The following is a 21,225-nucleotide window of genomic DNA, read 5'->3' on the forward strand; positions in this document are numbered from 1 at the left end:
CTCCTTTCATATTGCGGAACCGCTGTGCCGGCACTTCCGGCGGCGGTCCCAATCCCCCTGAATCCAAATAAGCGCGTTTCATCCTCCTTCCGGTTTCACAGCCAAAAAATACAAGTTAAACCATTTAAATCTGTAATTGTATTAAATCAAATTCAATAATTAAAGTGATATTAATGAAAGAATTATAGGGAATTATCATAAAATCCCGCCTGGCGGATACAGCGAATGATTCACAAAAAGTTCAGGGTTTCGTTCTGGATGTGATTTATACAGGCCACGCTATCCGATAGGATAAGGGCAACCGGTCCGCCGGAAAAACAGAGAGGAGAAACCGTTATGAAACGACCAGCTAAGACCAGCCTGACCGCCGCATTGCTTTGCCTTGCCGTGTCCGTTGCCGGGATCCCGCCGGCCTCGGCTGCCGTCGCGGAAAAAACGTTCCTTGTCTACATCAGCCCGTCCGCCCAGCCGTGGAACACCTATGCGGACGGTGCGGGCAACGAGGAGATGTACATGCGGAAGATCGCCGTGGCCATGGTGCCGTATTTACAGCAGTACGGCATCCAGTATATTGTCGCCGGCCCGCAGGACGGCCCGTCGTCCAACCAGAGCAATTTTCTGCGCGCCCGCATCCGGGAGGCGGAAAACCGCGGTTGCGACCTTTACCTGTCCATCCACTCGAACGCCGCCAACGGGCAGGCCCGGGGCGCGCGCTTTTATCTGCACGGGCAGGACCAGGGGGGCAACACCTTTACGCAGCTCCTTGCCAGAAACTATCCCTACCCCGACGCGTCCAATATCCGGCGCATCAACAACAGCTCGTTTCTGGAGCTGAACACGCCGTCCATGCCGCGCGCGCTGATTGAAACGGCCTTCCACGACAACACACAGGATATGGTGTGGATTCAGAACAACATCGACGTGATTGCAAGAGATCTGGCGGAATCCGTCTATCAATTCTCGCAGCAGCGGGACGTGCCGGCCCGCGCGGGGATCGGTTCTACCCGCATCTCGGCGCGGCTTGCGCCCGGAGAGAGCTTTCAGTGGCTGATCGACTCCGTGCCGACGGGAATTGTCTACAACGCGTCCGACGTCCGGTTCACGACCAGCAATGCCGCTGTGGCGACGGTGGACGCGGGCGGCAGGGTGACGGCGCGCGGCAGAGGGACCGCCGTGGTCCGCGCCAGCGTGGACGGTTATACCACCTCCTGCACCGTGACGGTCCAATAAGTTCAGCCGCGCGGTCATGGGACAACAGAACAAGCAGGACCTGCATCGGAACAGGTTTGCACAAAAATTCAGGCGTATTCCCCCGCTAAAAACGGGGGAATACGCCTGTTTTGGGATTGTTTGCCTGTAATATGGTTCCGGTGTGCGTGTTACAGGTCGGCCACAGATGAAATACTGACGATACCGGTAAGGTTGTCTGTCAAGCTGCCGTATACCTGAAAGGTGAGGTACGTCTGCAAAGGAACGTCGACAAAGAACGTGCCGGAAGCGGAGATCGGCAAATCGCTGGAAACCGCCTGTGCGGTGACAATCAGGTTCCGATCCGGCCCGCTGCCAATGTTTGGCACAATTTGCAGATAGCTTCCCGCCGCAACCTTTGTCTGAAAGATAAAAGAGCATTGGTACAATTTAGGAGGGGACGGGGCGATTGTCTGGTTGTTTGCGTTCAGAACAATGCCGCCCTTGCCGGGCAGGTAACGGTACAATGTGATATAAGAGCCGCTTGTATATCTTTGAGGCTGTGCGTAGAATATGGCGTAATCGTGGCTGTCCGCGCCGGAAGGCCCCGTTGCCCCGGTTGGCCCGGCGTCGCCCTGGGGCCCGGTCGCGCCGGTTTCTCCCCGTGGACCTGTGGGGCCGATGGGGCCCGGATCGCCCGTCGCGCCCGTCGTGCCCTGCGGCCCGGCTGCACCGGTTTCCCCCCGCGGCCCTGTGGGGCCGATGGGGCCCGGATCGCCCGTCGCGCCTGTTGTGCCCTGCGGCCCGGTCGCGCCGGTTTCCCCCCGCAAACCCGCCACGCCCGTGGCTCCGGTCGGCCCCTGGCGCCCGGTGGTTCCGGTTGCGCCCCGTGCGCCGGTTGGGCCGGTTGCCCCGCGGGGCCCGGCTGGCCCGGTTGCGCCCTGCTGCCCGGTGGTCCCGGTCGCGCCCCGCATGCCGGTTGGCCCTGTTGGCCCGCGGAACCCGGTTGCGCCGGTCATGCCCCTTGGTCCGGTCGGTCCGGTTGTACCTCTTGGCCCGGTTGGTCCCACAATGCCCGTGGGGATGCATCCCGGGCAGCATCCCGGGACATAAAACGGAACGGATCCGTTTGTATCATATGGATTCATAGTCATAACCTCCCGCGCCAGTCTATGCATGGTTTGCGGCGCGGGGAAGTTGTCCGGAACGAATGGATCACAGTGTATGTCTTATATTTATAGCGATAAGAAAACGGCTCCTGCCCACCAAAGCGGGAAGAAGCCGTTCAATTCAGCCTTTAGCCGGTTTCTGCGGATGGCGGTACAGCTCTGTCAGCTGAGCACCTGGTAAACGTTGAGTTCCGCGGCGGAGGCAAAGCCGCCGTTGCCCGCTTTGGCGACCAGTGTGATGCTCCTGGCGTTCACCGTGTCAAAGGAGACGGTTTTCAGGTTGGCGTTGTTTGCCCAGCTGCCGCTGGCAACGGTGACGGTGTCGCCCTCTGCGCTGACCACCTGCAGGTCGTACTGTGTGATGATGCCGTTCGGACCGGAGGCGCGCGGCAGATAGGTGAATTTGTTGATGTTGAACGGTTCGCTGAAGGTCAGGGTGATGCTCTGCGGCAGCGCGTCCGACGCGCCGGCCGGATAATTGGTGTGCCACAGGGTCGATTCGTCTCCGTCGATGGCGAAGGAGGCCGGGCCGTCGTTGCCCGCGGCGGGAGTCTTCTCGCTGGTTGCCGTGGCAGTCATCTTGCTGTGCGGCACCAGGCTCTTGTCGATAAAGAGGTCGCCCTTGTAAACGGTGAAGTCGTCGATGACACCCTGGAAGGCGTCCGTTTCGCTGCCCAGCGTGGTCAGCGGCAGCAGGAAGGTGCCGAATTGTGCGGTGCTCACGCCGTGCTGGGTGATGATGGTGTTCGCGCGGCTGATCTCATCCACATAGGCGTCGTTGACGAACAGCTTGGTCTTGTTGTGCTGGCCGACAATGCCGAGCTTGACCCACTCGCCGACCGGCAGCGTGTAGTTGAAGGAGTAGTCCACGTTGTCGCGGGAGAAGCCGACCTTGCCGGTGCCCGCCTGCACGGCTTTGAACTTTCCTTTGGCGGATTCCAGCAGAACCTGCTCGTCGTTTCCGCCCAGCTCGCGCTTAACCCACATGGACATGGAGTATTCCGGCCCCATATTGGCAAGCGGCAGGGAAACGTGGCTGTCGTAGGAGGTAAAGGCAAGGCCCTGTCCGTTCCTGCCGCCGTCCGTCAGTTCGACGTTGGACATGTAGAGCGCGTCGTAGCCGTTGTCGGAGGTATCGGACATGGCGCGGCCCAGAGAGCCCTCAAAGTCGAAGGAGAGGACCTCGTCGCCCTTGGATTCCACATCGCCGCGCGGGTTGGTGTTTGGCGCGGTGTCGATGATCTTGGCAAGCGACTGGAACTGCGCATAGGTTTTGTCCGTCCCCTCGCCCCAGCATTTTTCGGAGAGCACCTGGACCGGCGGGAAGAGGCGGTCGAACATGTCGTATTCGGTGATGCCGTTGTAGCTGATGCCGGTCAGGTCGTTCCACAGGGCGAACGAGCCGCCCAGCACCTGCGGTTCGCAGGCGGAAATGACAGTGCCTTCAAAGTTGTTTGGCGTCCAGGTGTTGTACAGGCTCCGGACGTCCAGATAGTCGTGGTAATAGGTTGCGCCGGGAACGATATACAGGTTTCCGTCCAGGATATTAATCAAATCATAGCCCTGGTTGAACATCTGTGCCGGGTTGCACCAGCTTCTGTTCCAGATGTCCATCTGGACGCCTTTGGCGGCGACCGGTGTGCTGCCGCTCTTTTGGGTCAGGCTGCCCCAGATGCGCGGGGTGATGCCCTTGTCCATCACGTATTTGAGCATGGTATCCGCATACGCGCGGTACTGCTCCGCGTCGCCGTAGAATTCGTCCGCGCCGACATGGAAGACGGAATCGCGGAAAACCGGCTCCTCGCCGTCCTGCGGATCCAGATACTCGTCAAAAATGCCCTTCATGAAGTTGACGGCCTCCGGATTGGTCACATCCAGCATCGCGGCGTTTTCCTGCGGGCTGTGCGTGTTCGGCCCGCTGTAGGAGTATTCCGGGTGCACCTTGATAAAGGCCAGTGAGTGGCCGGGGCTGTCGAATTCCGGCACAATATTGACGCCGTATTGCTTGGACAGGTCGATGAAGTTGCCGAAATCCCGTTTGGAATAGGATAGATCCTGCGCCGTCAGGTAGACGCCGTTTTCGCCCCGGACGTCGGATTCCAGGCGGAAGGCGGAATAGGCGTTTGCAATCGCTTCCTGTTTGTTGGCATAGTTGTTCATCGATATGTAGTTGTCGTTAAGATGGAGATGGAAGTCGTTCATCTTGTACCAGGACATGGTCTTCATGACTTCCGTGATGAATTCCAGGGAGACCGGGCGGCGGGCCACGTCGAACATGAAGCCGCGCACCTTGAACTTCGGATAGTCGCGCGAGACGCCCTTCGGAATCGTGGTACCCGTCTGTTTGAGAATCTGCAGGACGGATCGTGTGCCCAGGAACACGCCCTGCGCGGTTTCTGCCTCAATGGTCAGGCTGTCGCCCACGCGGAGGTAATAGCCCTCGTCGCCCAGGCCGCCGTCGTCGGTGTCCAGCGTGAGGAAGAAGCCGTGCGCGTCCGCCTTGCTGCCCGTGGTGACGGAAGCCCAGCGGCCGGTAATATCCTCGTAGTCCTCCGCAAAGATATTTGCTGTTTCCAGCAGCTCACGGGCGTAGGCGTCGTCCACCACAATGCGCGTCGCATTCGAGATGGAGAAGTTGCCCTGGCCGCCGCTCCACTCGCGCAGCTCCGGAATGACCAGGGGCTTTGCGTTGCCGCCCTTGGGTTCGGTGCCGGGGATGGATACGGCAATATCGGGGGATTTGGCGGTTTCGATGCCGCGCGTAACCAGGAACATCACGGAGACGGTGACGTCGGAAACCGGTGGGTAGATGGTTCCGTCGCTGCCGATGACCTGCTCGTAGTCCGCGCCGATCAGTTCGACGGAGCAGTCCTCCGGTACCGCAGGCATTGTCAGAGCGGTGTCGCCCGCCCGAACGGCGGGAACCTGCAGGGAGGCGGCGACGTCGGCGAGCGTCTGCGGAATATCGCCGCTGTAGGCCTCTACCTCATAGAGGGAGACGGTGTTCCATTCAACGCCCTCGCTGTTGGAATTGAATCTGGTAATATATACGCGGATATAACGCGTGGAGACCGCCTGATCCAGCGTGACAATCTGCCGGAAGTTGGCGGGTGCGGCGGTGCCGGTGTAGACCGGGTTCCAGGTTTCCCCGTCCTCGGAGAAGTCCACGGTATAGGAGGTCGCGTTGCGGCGTTCCCATTCCAGAACGATGTTTTTCACAGGCTTCGCCTTGCCCAGATCGATTTTCAGCCACTGCGGAGCGCCTTTGATGTCGCTGGCCCAGCGGGATTTTTTGGCGCCGTCGCGGTCGATTACGCCGTCGATGGCCTTGGAGGCGGTGAAGTCGGCGGTTTCCTGTGAGGACGCGGTGGCCGTGCCCTTCAGGCAGAGGTTGCCCTGCTCGATGGGCTCGTCCGGCTTCTCCGGCTCCTCGGTGCTGTACGCTTCAACTTCAAAGAGGGAAACGGTATTCCACTTGACGCCCTCGCTGGTTTCGTCAAAAGCGCGGATCACAATTTGCAGGTAACGTCCGGAGACGGGCGCGTCCAGCGCGATCTCCTCGCGCAGCTCGGACGGGGCCTGTGTGCCGGTGTAGACGGGCGTCCAGTTCTGCCCGTCCTCCGAGAGCTCAACAGAGTAGTCGGTGGGGTTGCGGCGCTCCCATTCCAGCGCGATGGAGGAGATAGGATACGATTTGCCGAAGTCGATCTTCAGCCATTTTGTACCTCCAAGGGTGTCGCTGGCCCAGCGGGACTGGTCGGCGGTGGGCTTTACGCCGCGGTTGACAACGCCGTCCACCGCTTTGGAGGCGGGGAAGTCGGCGGTTTCCGTATCCGAGGCGGCCGCCGCAGCGTGCAGCGCTACATTATAAAGCGGATCTTCCACCTGTGCGGATGTGCTGCTGGAAGACTCTGTGCGCGAGGGGGCTTCTGTTTTTGGCGTCGAGGCTTCCTCCTGGCCGGGTGCGGAGGGGAGCTCTGTAACGGCGGCCGGGCCGCGCGTGGGGTCGTATTGGGTCCGGTTGTTGATGGCGGCCAGCGCCGTGCCGGCTGTGCCGCCGCAGAGCAGCGCGCAGGCCAGTGCCAGTGCGGTCAGCTTTCTGCTGATGCGAGTATTTCCTTTCACGTTTTCATTCCTCCTTAAACAATTGATTTTCAGGCTCCTTTCTACCCTCCTTCATCCGGACGGCTGGTCCGTTATTGTTTCTTTTTCAGTATAGAGTCTGCAAAAGAAAAAAAGAAGTGAATCTGGAAAATTACAACAATTTTTCTGCTTTAATAAAATTATTTTTTAACATCATTCATAGCGTGTAAATGATCAGCGGATGGCAATTCGGGGCGGAAGCGTCACATGATTCTGAAAGGTGAAAAAATATACGGTCTGGATGGATGCTATCTATATGTTATAGATTAAATAACATATGACAGTGATATGATTTTATAGTAATTTTATAAATGCTATCTCACAAAAAACATATTTTTTCGTAAAAATGGTGCATTCTGTATGGTTTTAATTATATACAGGAATTTATATGTAAAAAAATTTTAGTATAATGGAGAAAATTACCAATGGATGGGCGGGAGTAAACATGAATGAATTTAATACGCGTAAAAGTATCAATCAGGAAAAAAGCCAGTTGATCAACCGCGCTTTGGTGCTGGATCTGCTCAGGCAGGAAGGGGTCTGTTCGCGTGCCACGCTTTCCCAACTGTCCGGGCTCAAGCAGGCGACCATCACCAACATCATCAACGAATTTATCACCTGCGGCCTGGTGGTGGAAACCGGACTGATGAGCGGCAGCAAGGGAAGGCGCTCCATCGGCATCGCTTTAAACGACCAGAAGTATAAGGTGATCGGCATCCGTATGACGCGCAGCGCGTTTTATCTCTGCCTGGCGGGCTTGTCCGGCAAGCTTTATACGGTAAAGCAGTACCGGATCGGGCCCAAGGAGAATGTGCAGATCACGATTACCCGGATTCGGACGGCGATCTATACCATGCTGCAGGAAAATACGGACACGGAAATCCCTGTGGTCTGTATGGCAATGCCCGGCCCGTATTACGAGGAGCGTGACAGCATCTTTTTTGTGACGGAGCTGTCCGGCTGGCAGAATTTCCCGATCAAGGACGCGCTTACCAAGGACTTCACCGTGCCGATCCAGATCGTCAACGACGCAAACGCCGGCGCGTTTGCACAGCTCTGGTATCGCAGTAAGGAATACGGCATCCGCAATATGATCTATGTGCTGGCGGGACAGGGCGTGGGCTGCGGCATGATCACGGACGGCAAGCTGGTGCTGGGCCACCGCGGGCTTGCGGGCGAGTTCGGGCACAATACGATCAATTTCAACGGACCCCTGTGCGAGTGCGGCAATTATGGCTGCCTGGAAAAATACTGCTCCACCATCGTCCTGTGCGAAAACATTCAGAAGCGGCTGCAGGCCGGAGAGGCCTCCATGCTGTCTGCGGAAGACCTGAGCGTGCAGCGTATTTCCGAGGCGGTCAAGGCGGGGGACAAGGTTGCGCGCGAAGAGTTTGAGAAGGTATGCGGTTTCCTGGCGATCGGCATCATCAATCTGGTAAACCAGTTCAACCCGGGTCTGATCGTCATTGGAGATGAGCTGACCAAGGTGGACGGTGAGCTGCTGATCGCGATCGTGCAGGAACGCGTACATAAATGCGTCAACCCGCTGATCTACAACGAGATCACCATCGAGCTGGACCAGATGCCGGAAAACCCTGTGCTGATGGGCGCGGCGGCCATTGCGGCACAGCAGGTGCTGGCCGATCCCGGCAAGCTGATGGAGCTTCCGGACGAGGAAGAATGACCCCCACGGAAAAAAAGAGAAACCGGCGGCTGTATAAACAGCCGCCGGTTTTTTCATATGCGTTCAGCCGACGCCGCTCCGGATGTGGAACAGCGCGTTGAGTACCAGCCAATTCTGCGGAAAATACCGCATGATGTTCCAATAGCTGACGCCCTGCAGTGGATAGCTGTGCGCCAGGGCCAGTTTGGCCGCGATGCTGCGCGCGTCCTCAAACCAGACCTCGTGTTCCCTGCCGGATGGATCCCAGTACCTGAACCACGGGGACTGGGCTTTTGGATCGTACCGGATGACCGCGCCGCGGTCGACCGCCAGCTGGACCGCCGCCGTGTTGGAAATGGAAGGCGCGCGCGATTGTCCATATATATAAGATAAGGTCCAGTCGTAGCCGTAATTGGGAATGCCCATCAGCAGCTTGGCCGGTTCGATTTGTGTGACGGAGTAATCCATGACCCGGCGCACGCTGTCAAGCGGGGCGATTGCCATCGGCATGCCAGTGGAATAGCCCCACTCATAGGTCATGATCATCACGCCGTTGGCGGCCCGGCCAAGGCTTGCATAATCGTGGCCCGCGTAGAGGACGCCTCTCTGGTCGGAGGAAGTCTTTGGGGCCAAAGCGGTAAAGACAACAAGGCCGGCAGGGTTCAGTTTGGCGGAAAGCTCGCGCATCAGGGAGGCGTAAGGTTCCGCGTCCTCCTCCAGAATGTATTCAAAATCGACGTCGATCCCGGCATAGCCCATCTCCAGGGCGCGGCGGTATGTCTGTTCAACCAGCCGTTCGCGCGCTTCGGGGCTGTTCAGAATCTGATGTGCCAGCTCGCTGTTGAAACGGTCCTGGCAGTCGAGATTGGAAATCAGCATCAGCGGCGCGGTGCCGTAGGCGCGGGCAGTTGCGATCAGTTCGGCGTCGTCCATGTTTTTAAGCGACCCATCCGCGTTGGCATGGCAGCCGAACAGCGTCAGGAAGGTGAGGAAGGGCAGCGTTTTGTACAGGGTGTCCCGGTTGATGAACGGGTATGCGTAGCCGTTGACGGTGATCGGGCCGAACGGCGGCGCCGGATACTGCAGGACAACTGCCTGCCCGGGCCGCACGGAACGGTACAGGGTGGGGTTGTTGCGCAGGAGCTGCCGCACCGGCACGCCGAACCGCTGGGCGATCGACGGCAGCGTCTCGCCCGGTTCTGCAAGATGAACCTGTTCCGGGAACAGGATTACCAGCGTTTGTCCCACAGCCAACCGGTCCGGCTGGGCAAGCTCGTTGTCCGTGACAATACGTTCCGCCGGCACACCATAGCGGCGCGCAATGGTATAGATGCTTTCGCCCGGCTGTACCACATGTATCTGCATTTGCTGTCCCCTCCCGGCGCATTTTTTCTCCTCCATACTATGTTTGGACTGCCGTCTCTGCGCCAGATTTTGTCAAAATATATGGTTGCAGATTGTGGATTTTTTTTGCACCATTCCGGAATTACCAGAACAGATGATGTATAAATATAATCTATTTTAAGAATTTGTGAATATTTATTCGCTTGCGCTGCTGAAATCAAAGAGTGAAAGAAGTTGACCAAAAAAACATTAAACAAGAAATTTGAAAAATCAAAAAAATATATACCATAATTTGGTATTTATATAAAATATCACGCCCACAGAAATATAAAAAATGAAAAATAAATAAACTTGTATGCAAAGTGTATAAAAATTGACTAGTTTATCCGTTAAAACTATAATATAAATACTATTGGCATACAGGAAAGGTATGACTTCCTCCGTATGGCGCGGAGAAAAACAGCGAGGAGGGTGAGGCGTTTATTAACTTTCTTGGCATTTCAAATGTTTTTGGAAAGAAGGAGATGTGAAAATGAGAAAAAACGGCAGCAAAATCCTGTCCCTGCTTCTGGCGTTTGCGCTGTTGATGAGCACCTTTACGGTGGCGGCGTCGGCAGCGACAGCGGATTTGTCCAGCCTGCTTGGTACGGCGGTCTCCAGCGCACAGCCGGAAGATGGCACGAACATGGCGCTGAACAAAACCGCTTCCGCCTCCGGCGTGGAAAGCGGCACGAGCCATATAGCACAGCATGCGTTTGACGGGGATACCAGTGGCTCCCGCTGGTCCGTCGATAAAATCCGCAACCATGCGCCGCAATGGCTGAAGGTAGACCTGGGAGAGGAAATGACCTTTAACCAGGTTCGCATTTACTGGGAAGCCGCGTATGCAAGCGGCTATGAAATCCAGGTATCCAACGACAACGTCAATTTTACCACCGTCTATAAGACAGAAGACGGCCAGGGTAAAACCGAACGGATTACGCTGGACGAGTCCGCCACGGGCCGCTATGTGCGCCTGTGGTGCATCACCCGCCCGGCGGACGGCTGGGACGGCGTTTCCGTCTATGAGCTGGAGCTCTATCGTTTTACCAGCGAAGCCATTGTCAACAAAGCGATTGCCAAGCTGAATGTACCGAAGATTGTCAACGGCGACTTCAGCGTGGTCGTTTCCGATGAGGACGGCGCGTCTATTTCCTGGGAAAGCGACAGCGACCTGCTCCGTATCGATCCGGAAACCGGCAAAGTCACCGTTACCGCGCCGGCGGAGTCCACGGACGTCACACTGACGGCCAAAGTCACCTACAAGGATGTTACAAAAACGGTTTCCTTCACAGCGGATGTGCGCAGTGAGGCCGAACGGCAGATCGAATACACGGTCTACCCGGTTCCGCAGCAGGTGACGCTGGGCGAGGAACGCATTACACTGACCGAGGAAGTCAACGTTGTGCTGGAGGACGGCATCAGCGAGGTCACCAAGGCCCGTCTGGAAGAAGTTCTGGACAACGCGGGACTGACCTATACCTACAGTGCGGCGCCTGTGGCGGACAAGACCAACCTTTTATTGGGCGTCAACGGTTCCGGCAAGGCGGCGGATGCGTATGCAACGGAGCATAATATTTCCCGCAATGTCTTTGCACCGGGCGAGAACAAGTTTGACATGCACATTGTTCAGCTGAATCACAACAGCGAACACGGCGATTTCCTGCTGCTGGGCAGGGACGACGACGCGGCGTTCTACGCCATCGCCACCCTGGAGCAGGTACTTGACCAGAGGGTGAATGGGGAATTGACGGCCGTCACCTTCGACGATTACGCCAACCAGCAGTACCGCGGCATGGTGGAGGGCTTCTATGGCTATCCGTGGAGCGTCCAGGCCCGCGTCGACTGGTTTGAATTTGCGAAGAAGCTGAAGATGAACATCTTTGTCTACGGTCCGAAGGGGGATCCGTACCATCTGGGCCTGTGGGATGAGGAATATCCCGACACCGTGACGGACCAGGAGCGCAAACAGGGCGTCCTGACCAAGGACGACATCCGCGTCATCACCGCGGAAGCAAAGAAATGCAACGTTGACTTTGTCTGGGTAGCGCATCCCGCGATGCAGCGTTCGCTGAACATGAGCAGCAACGCGACGGTTGAGAGTGAAATTGAAAACCGCCTGATGCCGAAATTCCACAGCCTGTACGAGTTGGGCGTCCGTGAATTCGGCATCTTCATGGATGACATCACCATCGGCGAGGGATTGACGCAGAAATACACACAGCCGCACCTGATCGATGAGACCCAGAAGCGCCTGTATGCAAAGTACAATACAGCGGACGCGGCGGAAGAGGATAAAGTAAAGCCGCTCTTCTATACGCCGACCTGGTATACCTATGGACTGGGTTATGCCGACATGCAGAATCAGTGCATGGAGGCGTTTAAAAACTCCAACGTACACGAGGATGTTGTGATCTGCTTTACCGGCGACGCGGTGTGCGGCCCGATCAACAACAGCTCTTGTGAGAATTTTGCCACCCGCACCGGCCGCAAGCCCTGTATCTGGTGGAACTATCCGGTAAACGACTATGCGGACGCACAGCTCTTTATGGACCGTATCGACGCGAACTTTGCCGTCAGTACGGAGACAAAGGACATGGTCGGCGTGATCGCGAACCCGATGAACCAGGCGGAAGCGTCCAAGGTCGCGTTCTTCGGCGTGGCGGACTTTGTCTGGAACACAAAGATCTTTGATTCCCAGAAGAACTGGGACAACAGCTTCCCGTATCTGATTGAGAAGGGAATCCCGGGCGTATCCAGGGAAGAACTGCAGGAAGCCTACCGCGTGGTCTGCAAAAACATTGTGACCGAGCCGGAAGCGAAGGATATGCAGGAGCTGTACACCAAGTTCAAAGCGGAGTATCCGCTCGGCGAGCTGGGGACCGCGAAAAAGATGCTGGCGACTTTCAAGGAATTGAACGACGGCATCGCAAAGGTCCGTCTGATGAAGGACTGCGGCGACGCCTCCTATGAGCTGCTCTATACGGAGCTGGAGGGCAACCTGAACCGCCTGTCCGACATGGCGCTGGTCATTGAGAATTCTCTGACAGTTCTGTTGAGCGATGACGACGACACCCGCTGGGCAGCGTTCAATACCGCGTCCAAAATCCAGAATGAAGAGCTTTCCCAAAGCAAAAATCCGCGTTACGTTATTCATGCGATGGAGGATGCCGGCATGTCTCCTACCTTTAAGGATTACTGGGCGGATCCGTCCAAGAATGCCATGCGCCCGTTCGTCAGCTATATCCTGACACAGGCGACAAGCGCGATCAACAACGTGACGCCGGTCTCCAGAGAACCGCGCCTCTTCACCAATTCCAGCGCATCGTTTGCGCTGGAAAACAGCGGCGGAACCCTTTCCGTAACCGTCCCGCAGGGGGCGAGCCTGAGCCGGAACGAGTATGTCGGCGTTGCGTTCAATAAGGTGCGCAATTTGACCGGGATTGCCGATCCGCAGGCGGAAGGCCTGACGCTGGAGTATTCCCTGGACGGCAAATTGTGGACGTCGTATACCGCCAGAGCGGCGGAGCCGGAAGCCGCGTTTGTAAGGGTCAAGAACAACACGCCCGACGCCATTGCATTGGGCGCAGAGACGCTGGACTGGACTGTGAAGCCTTTGGGTCGCTTTGTAAGCGCGTCCGTGGGCGGCGTGGGAATTTATCAGAGCTATGGAACCCAAAATCTCACCGACGGCAATTACAATACCAAGCTCTGGACCGCCGATGCACAGCAGGCGGGCCAGACCGTCACGATGGAATACAGCGATCTGATCAACGTCAACAACGTCAAGCTGGTATTCCAGAAGGGAAATGCCGACAGCGCCAAGGCCGCCGTCGTGGAAATTTCTGCGGATAACCTCGACTGGAAGGAAATCGGTTCCTTTACGGAACAGGATACCAACAACAATAATGGCGTCTATGAGACGAGCGGCAACGGGCAGCCCGCAAAGTATGTGCGCATACGCCTGACCCAAAGCGCGTCCAACTGGCTGCAGCTCTTTGAGTTTGAAGTCAACAAGGACGAGCCGGAAAACGTGGAAATCCCGCTTGCGGTGACGGAATCCGGCGCGGACGCCAGCGCGGTGTGCGACCGCGATATTGGCACCTCTTATACCGCCAGAAGCGCGGGCCATGTGGATTACAGGCTGCTGCTGGGACTGAAGGTCAATCAGCTCCGCGTCCTGTTCCAGCCCGGAGCGGAAGGCGAAGCGCCGGCTGTCTCCGTTAAATCGAACGGCGAATGGCAGCAGGTGGGCACACTGACGCAGAATCCTGCGGACTTCGACGTTTCTGCCTATGCGAACATCAGCGACGTCCGTGTGTCGTGGACCGACAGCTTCCCGGCCATTATGGAGATCATTGAAGACGGCGAGCCGTATATCGAGCCCGACCGCGTCGACCTGTATCAGTACGTTGCATATGCCAACAGCCTGAACGAGGAAGATTACACGGCGGACGAGTGGGCCGCCATCCAGGCGGCGCTGGCTGCCGCGGAGGCAAAGATCAACGGCGAGGCGAGCCAGGACGACGTCGACGCCGTGCAGAAAGACCTGGAAGAAGCTGTGGGCGGCGTGATTGAACCCACCGCGCATACCCTCACTGTAAACTTTACCACCAATGCGAAGCTGACCGCGGAGGATGCGGCGATCGCGAACCTCATCGGCAAATATGAGCTGCAGCTCAAGGCGGGCGATCCGTATGAGCTGACCTTTATCCCGAGAGTGGAAGGCCGCGAGTTTGCAAAGATCCTCATCGGCGATGCGGATACCTCCTTCGAGGATACGGAAGCCTTTACCCTTACGGGCACAATGGGCAATGCGAACCGGACACTGAACGTCCAGTTTACCGTTGTCGACAAGCAGGTTCTGCGCCTGACCATCGAAATCGCGGAAGGCTGCGTTGGTTCCGACGAGTACAACAACGCGATCCCGCTGGTGAAGGAAGCGCTTGACAAGGCGCTGGCGGCGGCGAAGAAGGTAGAAGCAGACCAGACAGCGGATCAGGAAACCATCAACAATGCATGGAGCAAGCTGATGAAGGTCATGCATTATTTGCAGTTTGCCACCGGCAATAAGGATGGATTGGACGACACGATCATCATGGCGGAGGGCCTGCTTAAAGAGAACTACACCAGCGAAAGCTGGGCGGTTCTGGAGGCGGCTTATGCCAAGGCGCTGGAAGTCCAGGCGGACAAAAACGCTATGGAAAAAGAGATCAAGGAAGCCGCGGATGCATTGTACAATGCCATTATGGACCTTGACTTTGCCGCGAACTTCAGCTGGCTGGAGAAGCTGGTGGGCATAGCCGGAGACATCAACCTGGACGAATATCTCGACCTTGACGGGGATGATTTCAAGACTTTCCGGGATGCGCTTGCAGCAGCGGAAGAGATCCTGCTGAACAAAAACGCGACGCAGGTACAGGTAGACAAGGCGGCAGAGACGCTCGACAATGCGATCGCCGCACTGCGTAAGATCCCGACCAGGGAAGCACTGGAAACACGGATTGAAAAAGCGGAATCCATTCCGCTCAGCAAGTATACCGACGACAGCGTCGCCATGCTCGAAAAAGCGCTGGACGATGCGAAGGATCTGCTGCTGAACGATCCGGACAACGGACCCGCGCGCGCAAAGGTTTACTATGCGCTGGGCGATGCGATGGAAGGCCTGAAGGAAAAGACCGTCCGGAAGTCCTCCGGTTCTGCTGCAAAGATCACCGATAACAGCTATGGAATCGCCGGTACGGCGATTGTCGGTGCGGCATCTCCGTTTGTCCGCTCCGATACCACCGTTGATTTTACCGTCAGAAGGGGCGCGGCATATTGCTTTAAGATGACGGTTGTCAATGGAAACGGCCTGACTCCGAGCTTTACCGTCGGCAACGGCGATGTGCTCAAGACCCAGTACGTGACCCGCATCGGCAACGATTATTACTTCCGTGTGTGGGCCGTCGGTACGCCGGGCCAGAGCGCGGGCGTATATACCCAGCTGACGGGTCAGAACCCGGTCAAACATTGCACGGTAAAGGTTGCGTAATCTTTTTACTGGACCGGGGAAGGCCCTGGTTAAATGAACCTTCTCTCCTAATGACAATAGCAGAGCGCCCCGGCGAAATCCGCCGGGGCGTTTCTGCGTTTGGGAGTTGACAAAGCGTGGTTCTTTTGTTATATTGAGAAACATACGGAACGGGTTGTCCGTATAAAAATGAAAAGATGGGAGTTGGGAATTTGCGTTATTTTTCTTGCTGAGTGTTGTACACGAACGGCGTAAAGAAATCGGGGAAAAGTCCCTTTGATTTGCTGCGCCCTGCAGGAAGGATACGCTCCCGCAACTCCCTGATCCGTTGGAAGCATCCGCGCGTGCAAATGCTTTGCGCCTGAAAAGGGCGGCATTTGCGGCTGTTGGCGCGCTGTTTCCGCAGAGAAGAGCCGCAGGAGAGCCATGCTTTCCTGCGGCTTATTAATTGTGCTGCGGAGGGATGCATCTATGGCAATGATACAGGTAAAACATTTGACTTTTGGATACGACGGAAACCCGGACAATGTATTTGAGGACGTCTCGTTCCAGATGGATACGGACTGGAAGCTGGGCTTTATCGGCCGGAACGGGCGGGGCAAAACCACGTTTTTAAAACTGCTTTTGGGGGAGTACGTGTACAGCGGGCACATTTCCTGCCCGGTTCCGGTATCTTATTTCCCCTATCCCGTGCCGGACGCCGCATGGAACACGCTGGAAATTGCGCAAGCGCTGGCGCCGGAAGCGGAGCAATGGCAGCTCAGCCGGGAGCTGTCCCTTTTACAGGTGGAGCAGGAAGTGCTCTACCGTCCCTTTGAAACGCTCAGCAACGGCGAGCAGACCAAGGTGCTGCTGGCGGTGCTCTTTCTGCGGGAGAACCGCTTCCTGCTGATCGACGAGCCGACCAACCATCTGGATGAGGATGCCCGCGAGGCGGTCTGCCGCTACCTGAACGGGAAAAAAGGTTTTATCCTGGTTTCCCACGACCGGTGGCTGCTGGATCACTGCGTGGACCACGTGCTGTCCGTCAACCGTGCCGACATCGAGGTGCAGGCGGGCAATTTCAGCTCCTGGCGGGAAAACCGGGAGCGGCAGGACCGGTTTGAGCGCGCGGAACAGGAGAAGCTGAAAAAAGAGGTGGACCGGCTGACAAACGCGGCGCGGCGCGCCGCCGGCTGGAGCGATAAGACGGAGAAGGGAAAGTACCAAACGCGCAATTCCGGCCTGCGCCCGGACCGCGGCTTTATCGGGCACAAGGCCGCTAAAATGATGCAGCGTTCCAAGACCATCGAGTCCCGGCGGGAAACGGCGGTGGAGGAGAAGGCAAAGCTGCTGAAAAATCTGGAGACGGCGGAGCGGCTGGTCCTGCGCCCGACGGAATATCCCAGGCGCGTACTGGCGGAGGCAAACGGCTTGTCCGCCTTTTACGGGGAAAAGCGCGTCTTTTCCGATGTGCGTTTCTCCATCGAACGCGGAGACCGCGTCGCTGTGTGCGGCCGGAACGGATGCGGGAAATCCACCCTGCTCAGACTGCTGCTGGGCGAGCCGGTCGCGCATACGGGAGAGCTGCACATCGGCGGCAATCTGGTGTGTTCCTGTGTACAGCAGAGGACGGATGGGCTGAAGGGGGACCTGCGCGCCTATGCGGAACAGAACGGGCTGGATGAAAGCCTGTTCAAGGCGATCCTGCGCAAGCTGGACTTTTCCCGGCAGCAGTTTGAAAAGGATATGGCGGGCTACAGCGACGGGCAGAAAAAGAAAGTCCTGCTTGCCCGGAGCCTGTGCCAGCCCGCGCACCTCTATGTTTGGGATGAGCCGCTCAACTTTATCGATGTATTGTCCCGGGTGCAGATCGAGGAACTGATTCTGGACAGCTGCCCCACGCTGCTGTTTGTGGAGCACGACCGCGCCTTCCGGGAAAAAATTGCGACAAAGTTTCTGGTACTATAGATATTGTGTGCGAGTGCGGATCAGATAGAATTTGCAGTTGGATATGAATCCGAGTAAACGCGTATGGGAAAATACCAAGTCGCTCGAAACACATAAAAACAGGGCTGTGGATTTATTTCCACAGCCCTGTTTTGAAGACTCATAAATAATTGACCGCCAGGATGGCGACGCCGAGCACGGTCAACACCACGCCGGTCGCCCGGTTGAGGACGATGGGGGAGGCCTTGTTGGCAAATTTGGCGGCGATCCGCGCCCAGAGCAGAGTGCTCAGCACGCAGAGGATCAGGATGACCGGATCGGGCATTCCGCCGATGGCGAAGTGGCTGGCGGAGCCGGTCAGAGCGGTAAACGCCATGATGAAGACGCTGGTGCCGACCGCTGTTTTCAGCTCGTACCCCAGGACGCTGGTCAGAATCAACAGCATCATCATCCCGCCGCCCGCGCCGACGAAGCCGCAGATCAGGCCGATCAGCGCGCCGCATACAAGGGACTGAATCAGACGTTTCTTAGCGCTGACGCCCTCCATGCTGGCCTTGGTGGTCATAACGGGCCTGACGATGAATTTAATTCCCAGGAGCAGCGTCATAAAGGTGGAAAAGCCGCCCATTGCGGTTCCGGGCAGCAGGCTGGACAGGTAACTGCCCGCCAGGGTGAAGCAGAGAACGGAGGCCATCATGACCAGGCCGTTCCGAATGTCGAGATTTTTGTTTTTTCCGTAGGTGTAGGCGGAGACGGCGCTGGCCAGCACATCGCTGGCGAGCGCCACGCCCACCGCCGTATACGGCTCCACGTGCAGAAAGGTGATCAGCATCGGGCTGATCACCGCCGCCGCGCTCATACCGGCAAAGCCGGTCCCCAGTCCTGCGCCGATTCCCGCGATAAAACAGATAAAAAATGTATACAGCACCCGTTACGCCTCCCTTTCCGCTGAACTCTTTTTGTGCAGCGCGGCTACGACGTTCGCGTCAATGCGCTCCAGAAACTGCCGCAGCGCGCCGCGTTCCTCCGGCGTAAAGCCTTCCAGCATAAAGGCGAAGCACTGCTGCTGCACCGCGGCGAGCGCGCGAAGCGGCTCGTCCATGGAAGCGGGCAGGGAAAGGCGCTGCACCTTGCGGTTCTCCGGGTCGGTCTCAGAAAGGAGGCGGCCTTTGCGTTTCAGAGCGTCCACCGCGGTGGATACGTTTGATTTGGCCACTCCGCGCATAGCGACGATATCGCGCGCCGTATTATACGCTGGATTGTTGTAAAGAAACAGCAGAATGTCAATTTCCAGCTGGGAAAGCTCCAACTGTGCGGCGACAGGTTGGAATAGCTGCCCGTATAATCGTTTAAAGTGGCTGGCGTAAGCAAGAATTTCCCTCATGATCTCCCTCTTTCTTTTTGTTATATTCAGAACCGTTCTGATTATAACTTAATAAAGCGGGGTTGTCAACCGCATGGAATCGCAAAACCGCCGGTGTGAACACAGCGTTCACACCGGCGGTAAAGAGCGGGCAGAGAATTATTCCACAGCTTCAAACTCCAAAGAGTCGACGAGGGACTCGAAGACAGCCTCCCCGTCTTCCTGGCTGGATAGGGGAGAGGCGTACGAGAAGGAATAGATGCTGTTGACATCGGTAAAACACAGGTTGTACATATCATAGGAATTGCCGTAAATGTCGCTTTGATAATGAAGCAGCATGGCGCAATGCTCTTCAAATTTTCCCTGCTGGACCTCCGCGTCCTCCGGATTTGTGGCGTTTTTCATCAAACTGCGGGAAAAAGACGCCAAAGTCACGTAGGCGTCGTCGTCGTTTGACAGATCGATTGTTCCGGTGTCGTCAATCATATGGCTGGTGTTAAACAGTCCGCCCGATGGGGTATGGTGGTTAAAGCCTGCCTCATGTGTGTCCGTTGTCCATTCAGCGGGAATCCAATAGGTAACGTCCCCGATGGTGTAGTCCTCCATGGTTTCAAACTCGGTATCTGTTTTGTCGCCGGGTTCTTCACTGGAGGCCGGCGATTCAGACGAGGGGGTTGCTTCTTCCGAAGAAGCTTTGGAAAACGGCGTTGTGCTGGAGGATTCCACCTCATGGCGCGATGAAGGCGGTGCGGAAGAGGGGGAGACGGCGTTCTCCCCACAGGATGCGGTACACAAAAGCATGCCTGCCGCCAAAATCAGGCTAACAATTTTTTTCATATTCTTCCCTCCTTGTTTTTATTCTAAGACAAAAATTCACATAAGACAAGAAAAATCCCGCCATGGTGAAGATCTTTCTCCAACCGGCGGGATTCCGTTTTGATGATATTAAATTTCTGCTGCAACGGGGACCGTCTGCATCAGCTTGCCGGGGTCCGCCAGGATTTTCTGCGCCGCGATAGCCGCCGCACCCAACAGCGCGGGACTGCCCGGCAGGCGGTTAATCTCAATGGCTACATCCCCGCTGGTCATCGGGTTCACGCAGGAACGCACTTTGGTTTGGACGATTTTGAGCAGCCGTTCCGATGCGATTTCCGCCAGTTCGTCGCCAATGACGATCAGGCCGGGATTGAACTGGTTGATCAGGTTGACGATGCCGATGGAAAGGAATCCGCAGATGTTGTCGTACTCGCGGCAGGCGACGGCGTCCCCATCGCAAATCGCATCGGCAATGGCGGCGGCGCTCAGATTTTGCGCTTTCAGGGCGGAGGCTTCTCCCGCTTCCAGACATTTCATGATGTTTTCCCGCAGGACGATGGTAGAGCAGTATTTTTCCAAACAACCGCGGTTGCCGCATTCACACGGCAGACCCCTGTAGTCGATTGAGTTATGGCCGAACTCGCCTGCGATGCCGCGCTGTCCCATGACCAGTTTTCCGTTGGAGATCATGCCGCAGCCGATGCCTTCGCCCGCCAGCACATAGATCATATCCTGCGTGTCATAGGTGTCGCCGTAATACCAGAGCTGTGCAAAGGCGCTGGCATTGGCGTCGTTTGCGATATAGAAGGGGAGGTCCAGGTTTTCCGTCAATGTTTTGCGGATGGGAAAGTCCTGCCATCCGGCAAGCTCCGTCACAAAAAACAGGCAGTCCCGTTCTTCGTGATAGGGACCGGGCATCGCCATGCAGGCCGCGGCAATTTCCGTATCGGGGTTTTCTGCCAGGACGGTTTCAACCGCCGCGCGGATGCGCGGAATGGTCGTTTGGACTGATTCGCGGGGCGCGATCGGGTATTCCTGCACGCTGGTCAGTTTGCCGGACAGGCCGGCCAGGGAGATATAGAACGCGCTGCGCGTCATGCGGATACTGATCACCTTGCAACGTTCTTCATTTAGAGTGATGCCGATGGAACGCCTGCCTTTCATACCGCTCATCAGACCGGTTTCCACAACGAGCCCGCATTCAATGAATTCTGCAATGATGTTTGTAATGGTTGCCTGCTTCAGTCCGGAAAGATGTGCCAGCGTTGCGCGGGAGCATACCCCCTGCTGCCGCAGCAGGTCCATAATGAGCGCACGGTTGATGAACTGGCTCCTTTCCTGGTTGATACTTTTGCGGTCAATGGAATCGTTCATAATCAATTCTCCAATCCAATTATTGGCGGCTTGCCCCACGTCCCCATCGTACGGCGAGACCTTACTAACTCTCAATATACACGATTTTTTACAAATATTAGTTCTATTTCGATATTAACATTACTTTGAACAAATTTATATATCGAATAAACTGTGTGACATATATTATATATTATTTCTATAA

The 21,225-nt window shown here is 56.6% G+C and carries 11 protein-coding genes; 4 read left to right on the forward strand and 7 right to left on the reverse strand.

Annotated elements, in window-relative coordinates:
• The first annotated feature begins 336 nt into the window (after positions 1-336).
• Positions 337-1,230 carry an N-acetylmuramoyl-L-alanine amidase gene (locus I4V53_RS10360; protein ID WP_195985623.1) on the forward strand — a complete coding sequence of 298 codons (894 nt, stop codon included), beginning with the start codon at positions 337-339 and terminating at the stop codon, positions 1,228-1,230.
• Between the two features lie 149 nt (positions 1,231-1,379).
• Here the strand turns inward: I4V53_RS10360 and I4V53_RS10365 are convergent, their stop codons facing one another.
• Positions 1,380-2,336, reverse strand: a complete 957-nt coding sequence (locus I4V53_RS10365) for a collagen-like domain-containing protein (RefSeq protein ID WP_286167112.1) — start codon at positions 2,334-2,336, stop codon at positions 1,380-1,382.
• 183 nt (positions 2,337-2,519) lie between these two features.
• Entirely contained in the window at positions 2,520-6,482 is a 3,963-nt protein-coding gene (locus I4V53_RS10370) for a discoidin domain-containing protein (RefSeq protein ID WP_195985625.1), read from the reverse strand.
• A 463-nt stretch (positions 6,483-6,945) separates the two neighbouring features.
• Between I4V53_RS10370 and I4V53_RS10375 the strand changes: the two genes are divergently transcribed.
• Positions 6,946-8,184, forward strand: coding sequence for an ROK family protein (locus I4V53_RS10375; protein WP_195985626.1), 1,239 nt, complete (start codon positions 6,946-6,948; stop codon positions 8,182-8,184).
• Between the two features lie 63 nt (positions 8,185-8,247).
• Here the strand turns inward: I4V53_RS10375 and I4V53_RS10380 are convergent, their stop codons facing one another.
• A complete protein-coding gene (locus tag I4V53_RS10380) occupies positions 8,248-9,528 on the reverse strand; it encodes a glycosyl hydrolase family 18 protein (protein ID WP_195985627.1) in 1,281 nt (426 codons plus the stop codon).
• Between the two features lie 511 nt (positions 9,529-10,039).
• Between I4V53_RS10380 and I4V53_RS10385 the strand changes: the two genes are divergently transcribed.
• Positions 10,040-15,580, forward strand: coding sequence for a beta-N-acetylglucosaminidase domain-containing protein (locus I4V53_RS10385; RefSeq protein WP_195985628.1), 5,541 nt, complete (start codon positions 10,040-10,042; stop codon positions 15,578-15,580).
• A 450-nt stretch (positions 15,581-16,030) separates the two neighbouring features.
• A complete protein-coding gene (abc-f, locus tag I4V53_RS10390) occupies positions 16,031-17,509 on the forward strand; it encodes a ribosomal protection-like ABC-F family protein (protein ID WP_195985629.1) in 1,479 nt (492 codons plus the stop codon).
• A gap of 139 nt (positions 17,510-17,648) precedes the next feature.
• Here the strand turns inward: abc-f and I4V53_RS10395 are convergent, their stop codons facing one another.
• From I4V53_RS10395 to I4V53_RS10410, 4 genes are all read right to left on the reverse strand, one after another.
• Positions 17,649-18,416 carry a sulfite exporter TauE/SafE family protein gene (locus tag I4V53_RS10395; protein WP_195985630.1) on the reverse strand — a complete coding sequence of 256 codons (768 nt, stop codon included), beginning with the start codon at positions 18,414-18,416 and terminating at the stop codon, positions 17,649-17,651.
• 3 nt (positions 18,417-18,419) lie between these two features.
• Positions 18,420-18,872 carry a MarR family winged helix-turn-helix transcriptional regulator gene (locus I4V53_RS10400; RefSeq protein ID WP_207747893.1) on the reverse strand — a complete coding sequence of 151 codons (453 nt, stop codon included), beginning with the start codon at positions 18,870-18,872 and terminating at the stop codon, positions 18,420-18,422.
• A 138-nt stretch (positions 18,873-19,010) separates the two neighbouring features.
• The gene (locus tag I4V53_RS10405) at positions 19,011-19,688 is read right to left on the reverse strand and encodes a hypothetical protein (protein ID WP_195985631.1); all 678 of its coding nucleotides are present in this window, start codon (positions 19,686-19,688) and stop codon (positions 19,011-19,013) included.
• Positions 19,689-19,796: 108 nt separating this feature from the next.
• A complete protein-coding gene (locus I4V53_RS10410) occupies positions 19,797-21,041 on the reverse strand; it encodes an ROK family protein (protein ID WP_195985632.1) in 1,245 nt (414 codons plus the stop codon).
• Between the last annotated feature and the right edge of the window lie 184 nt (positions 21,042-21,225).

The organism is Clostridium sp. D33t1_170424_F3, from assembly GCF_015667585.1.
Classification (GTDB): Bacteria; Bacillota; Clostridia; order Oscillospirales; family Acutalibacteraceae; genus Anaeromassilibacillus.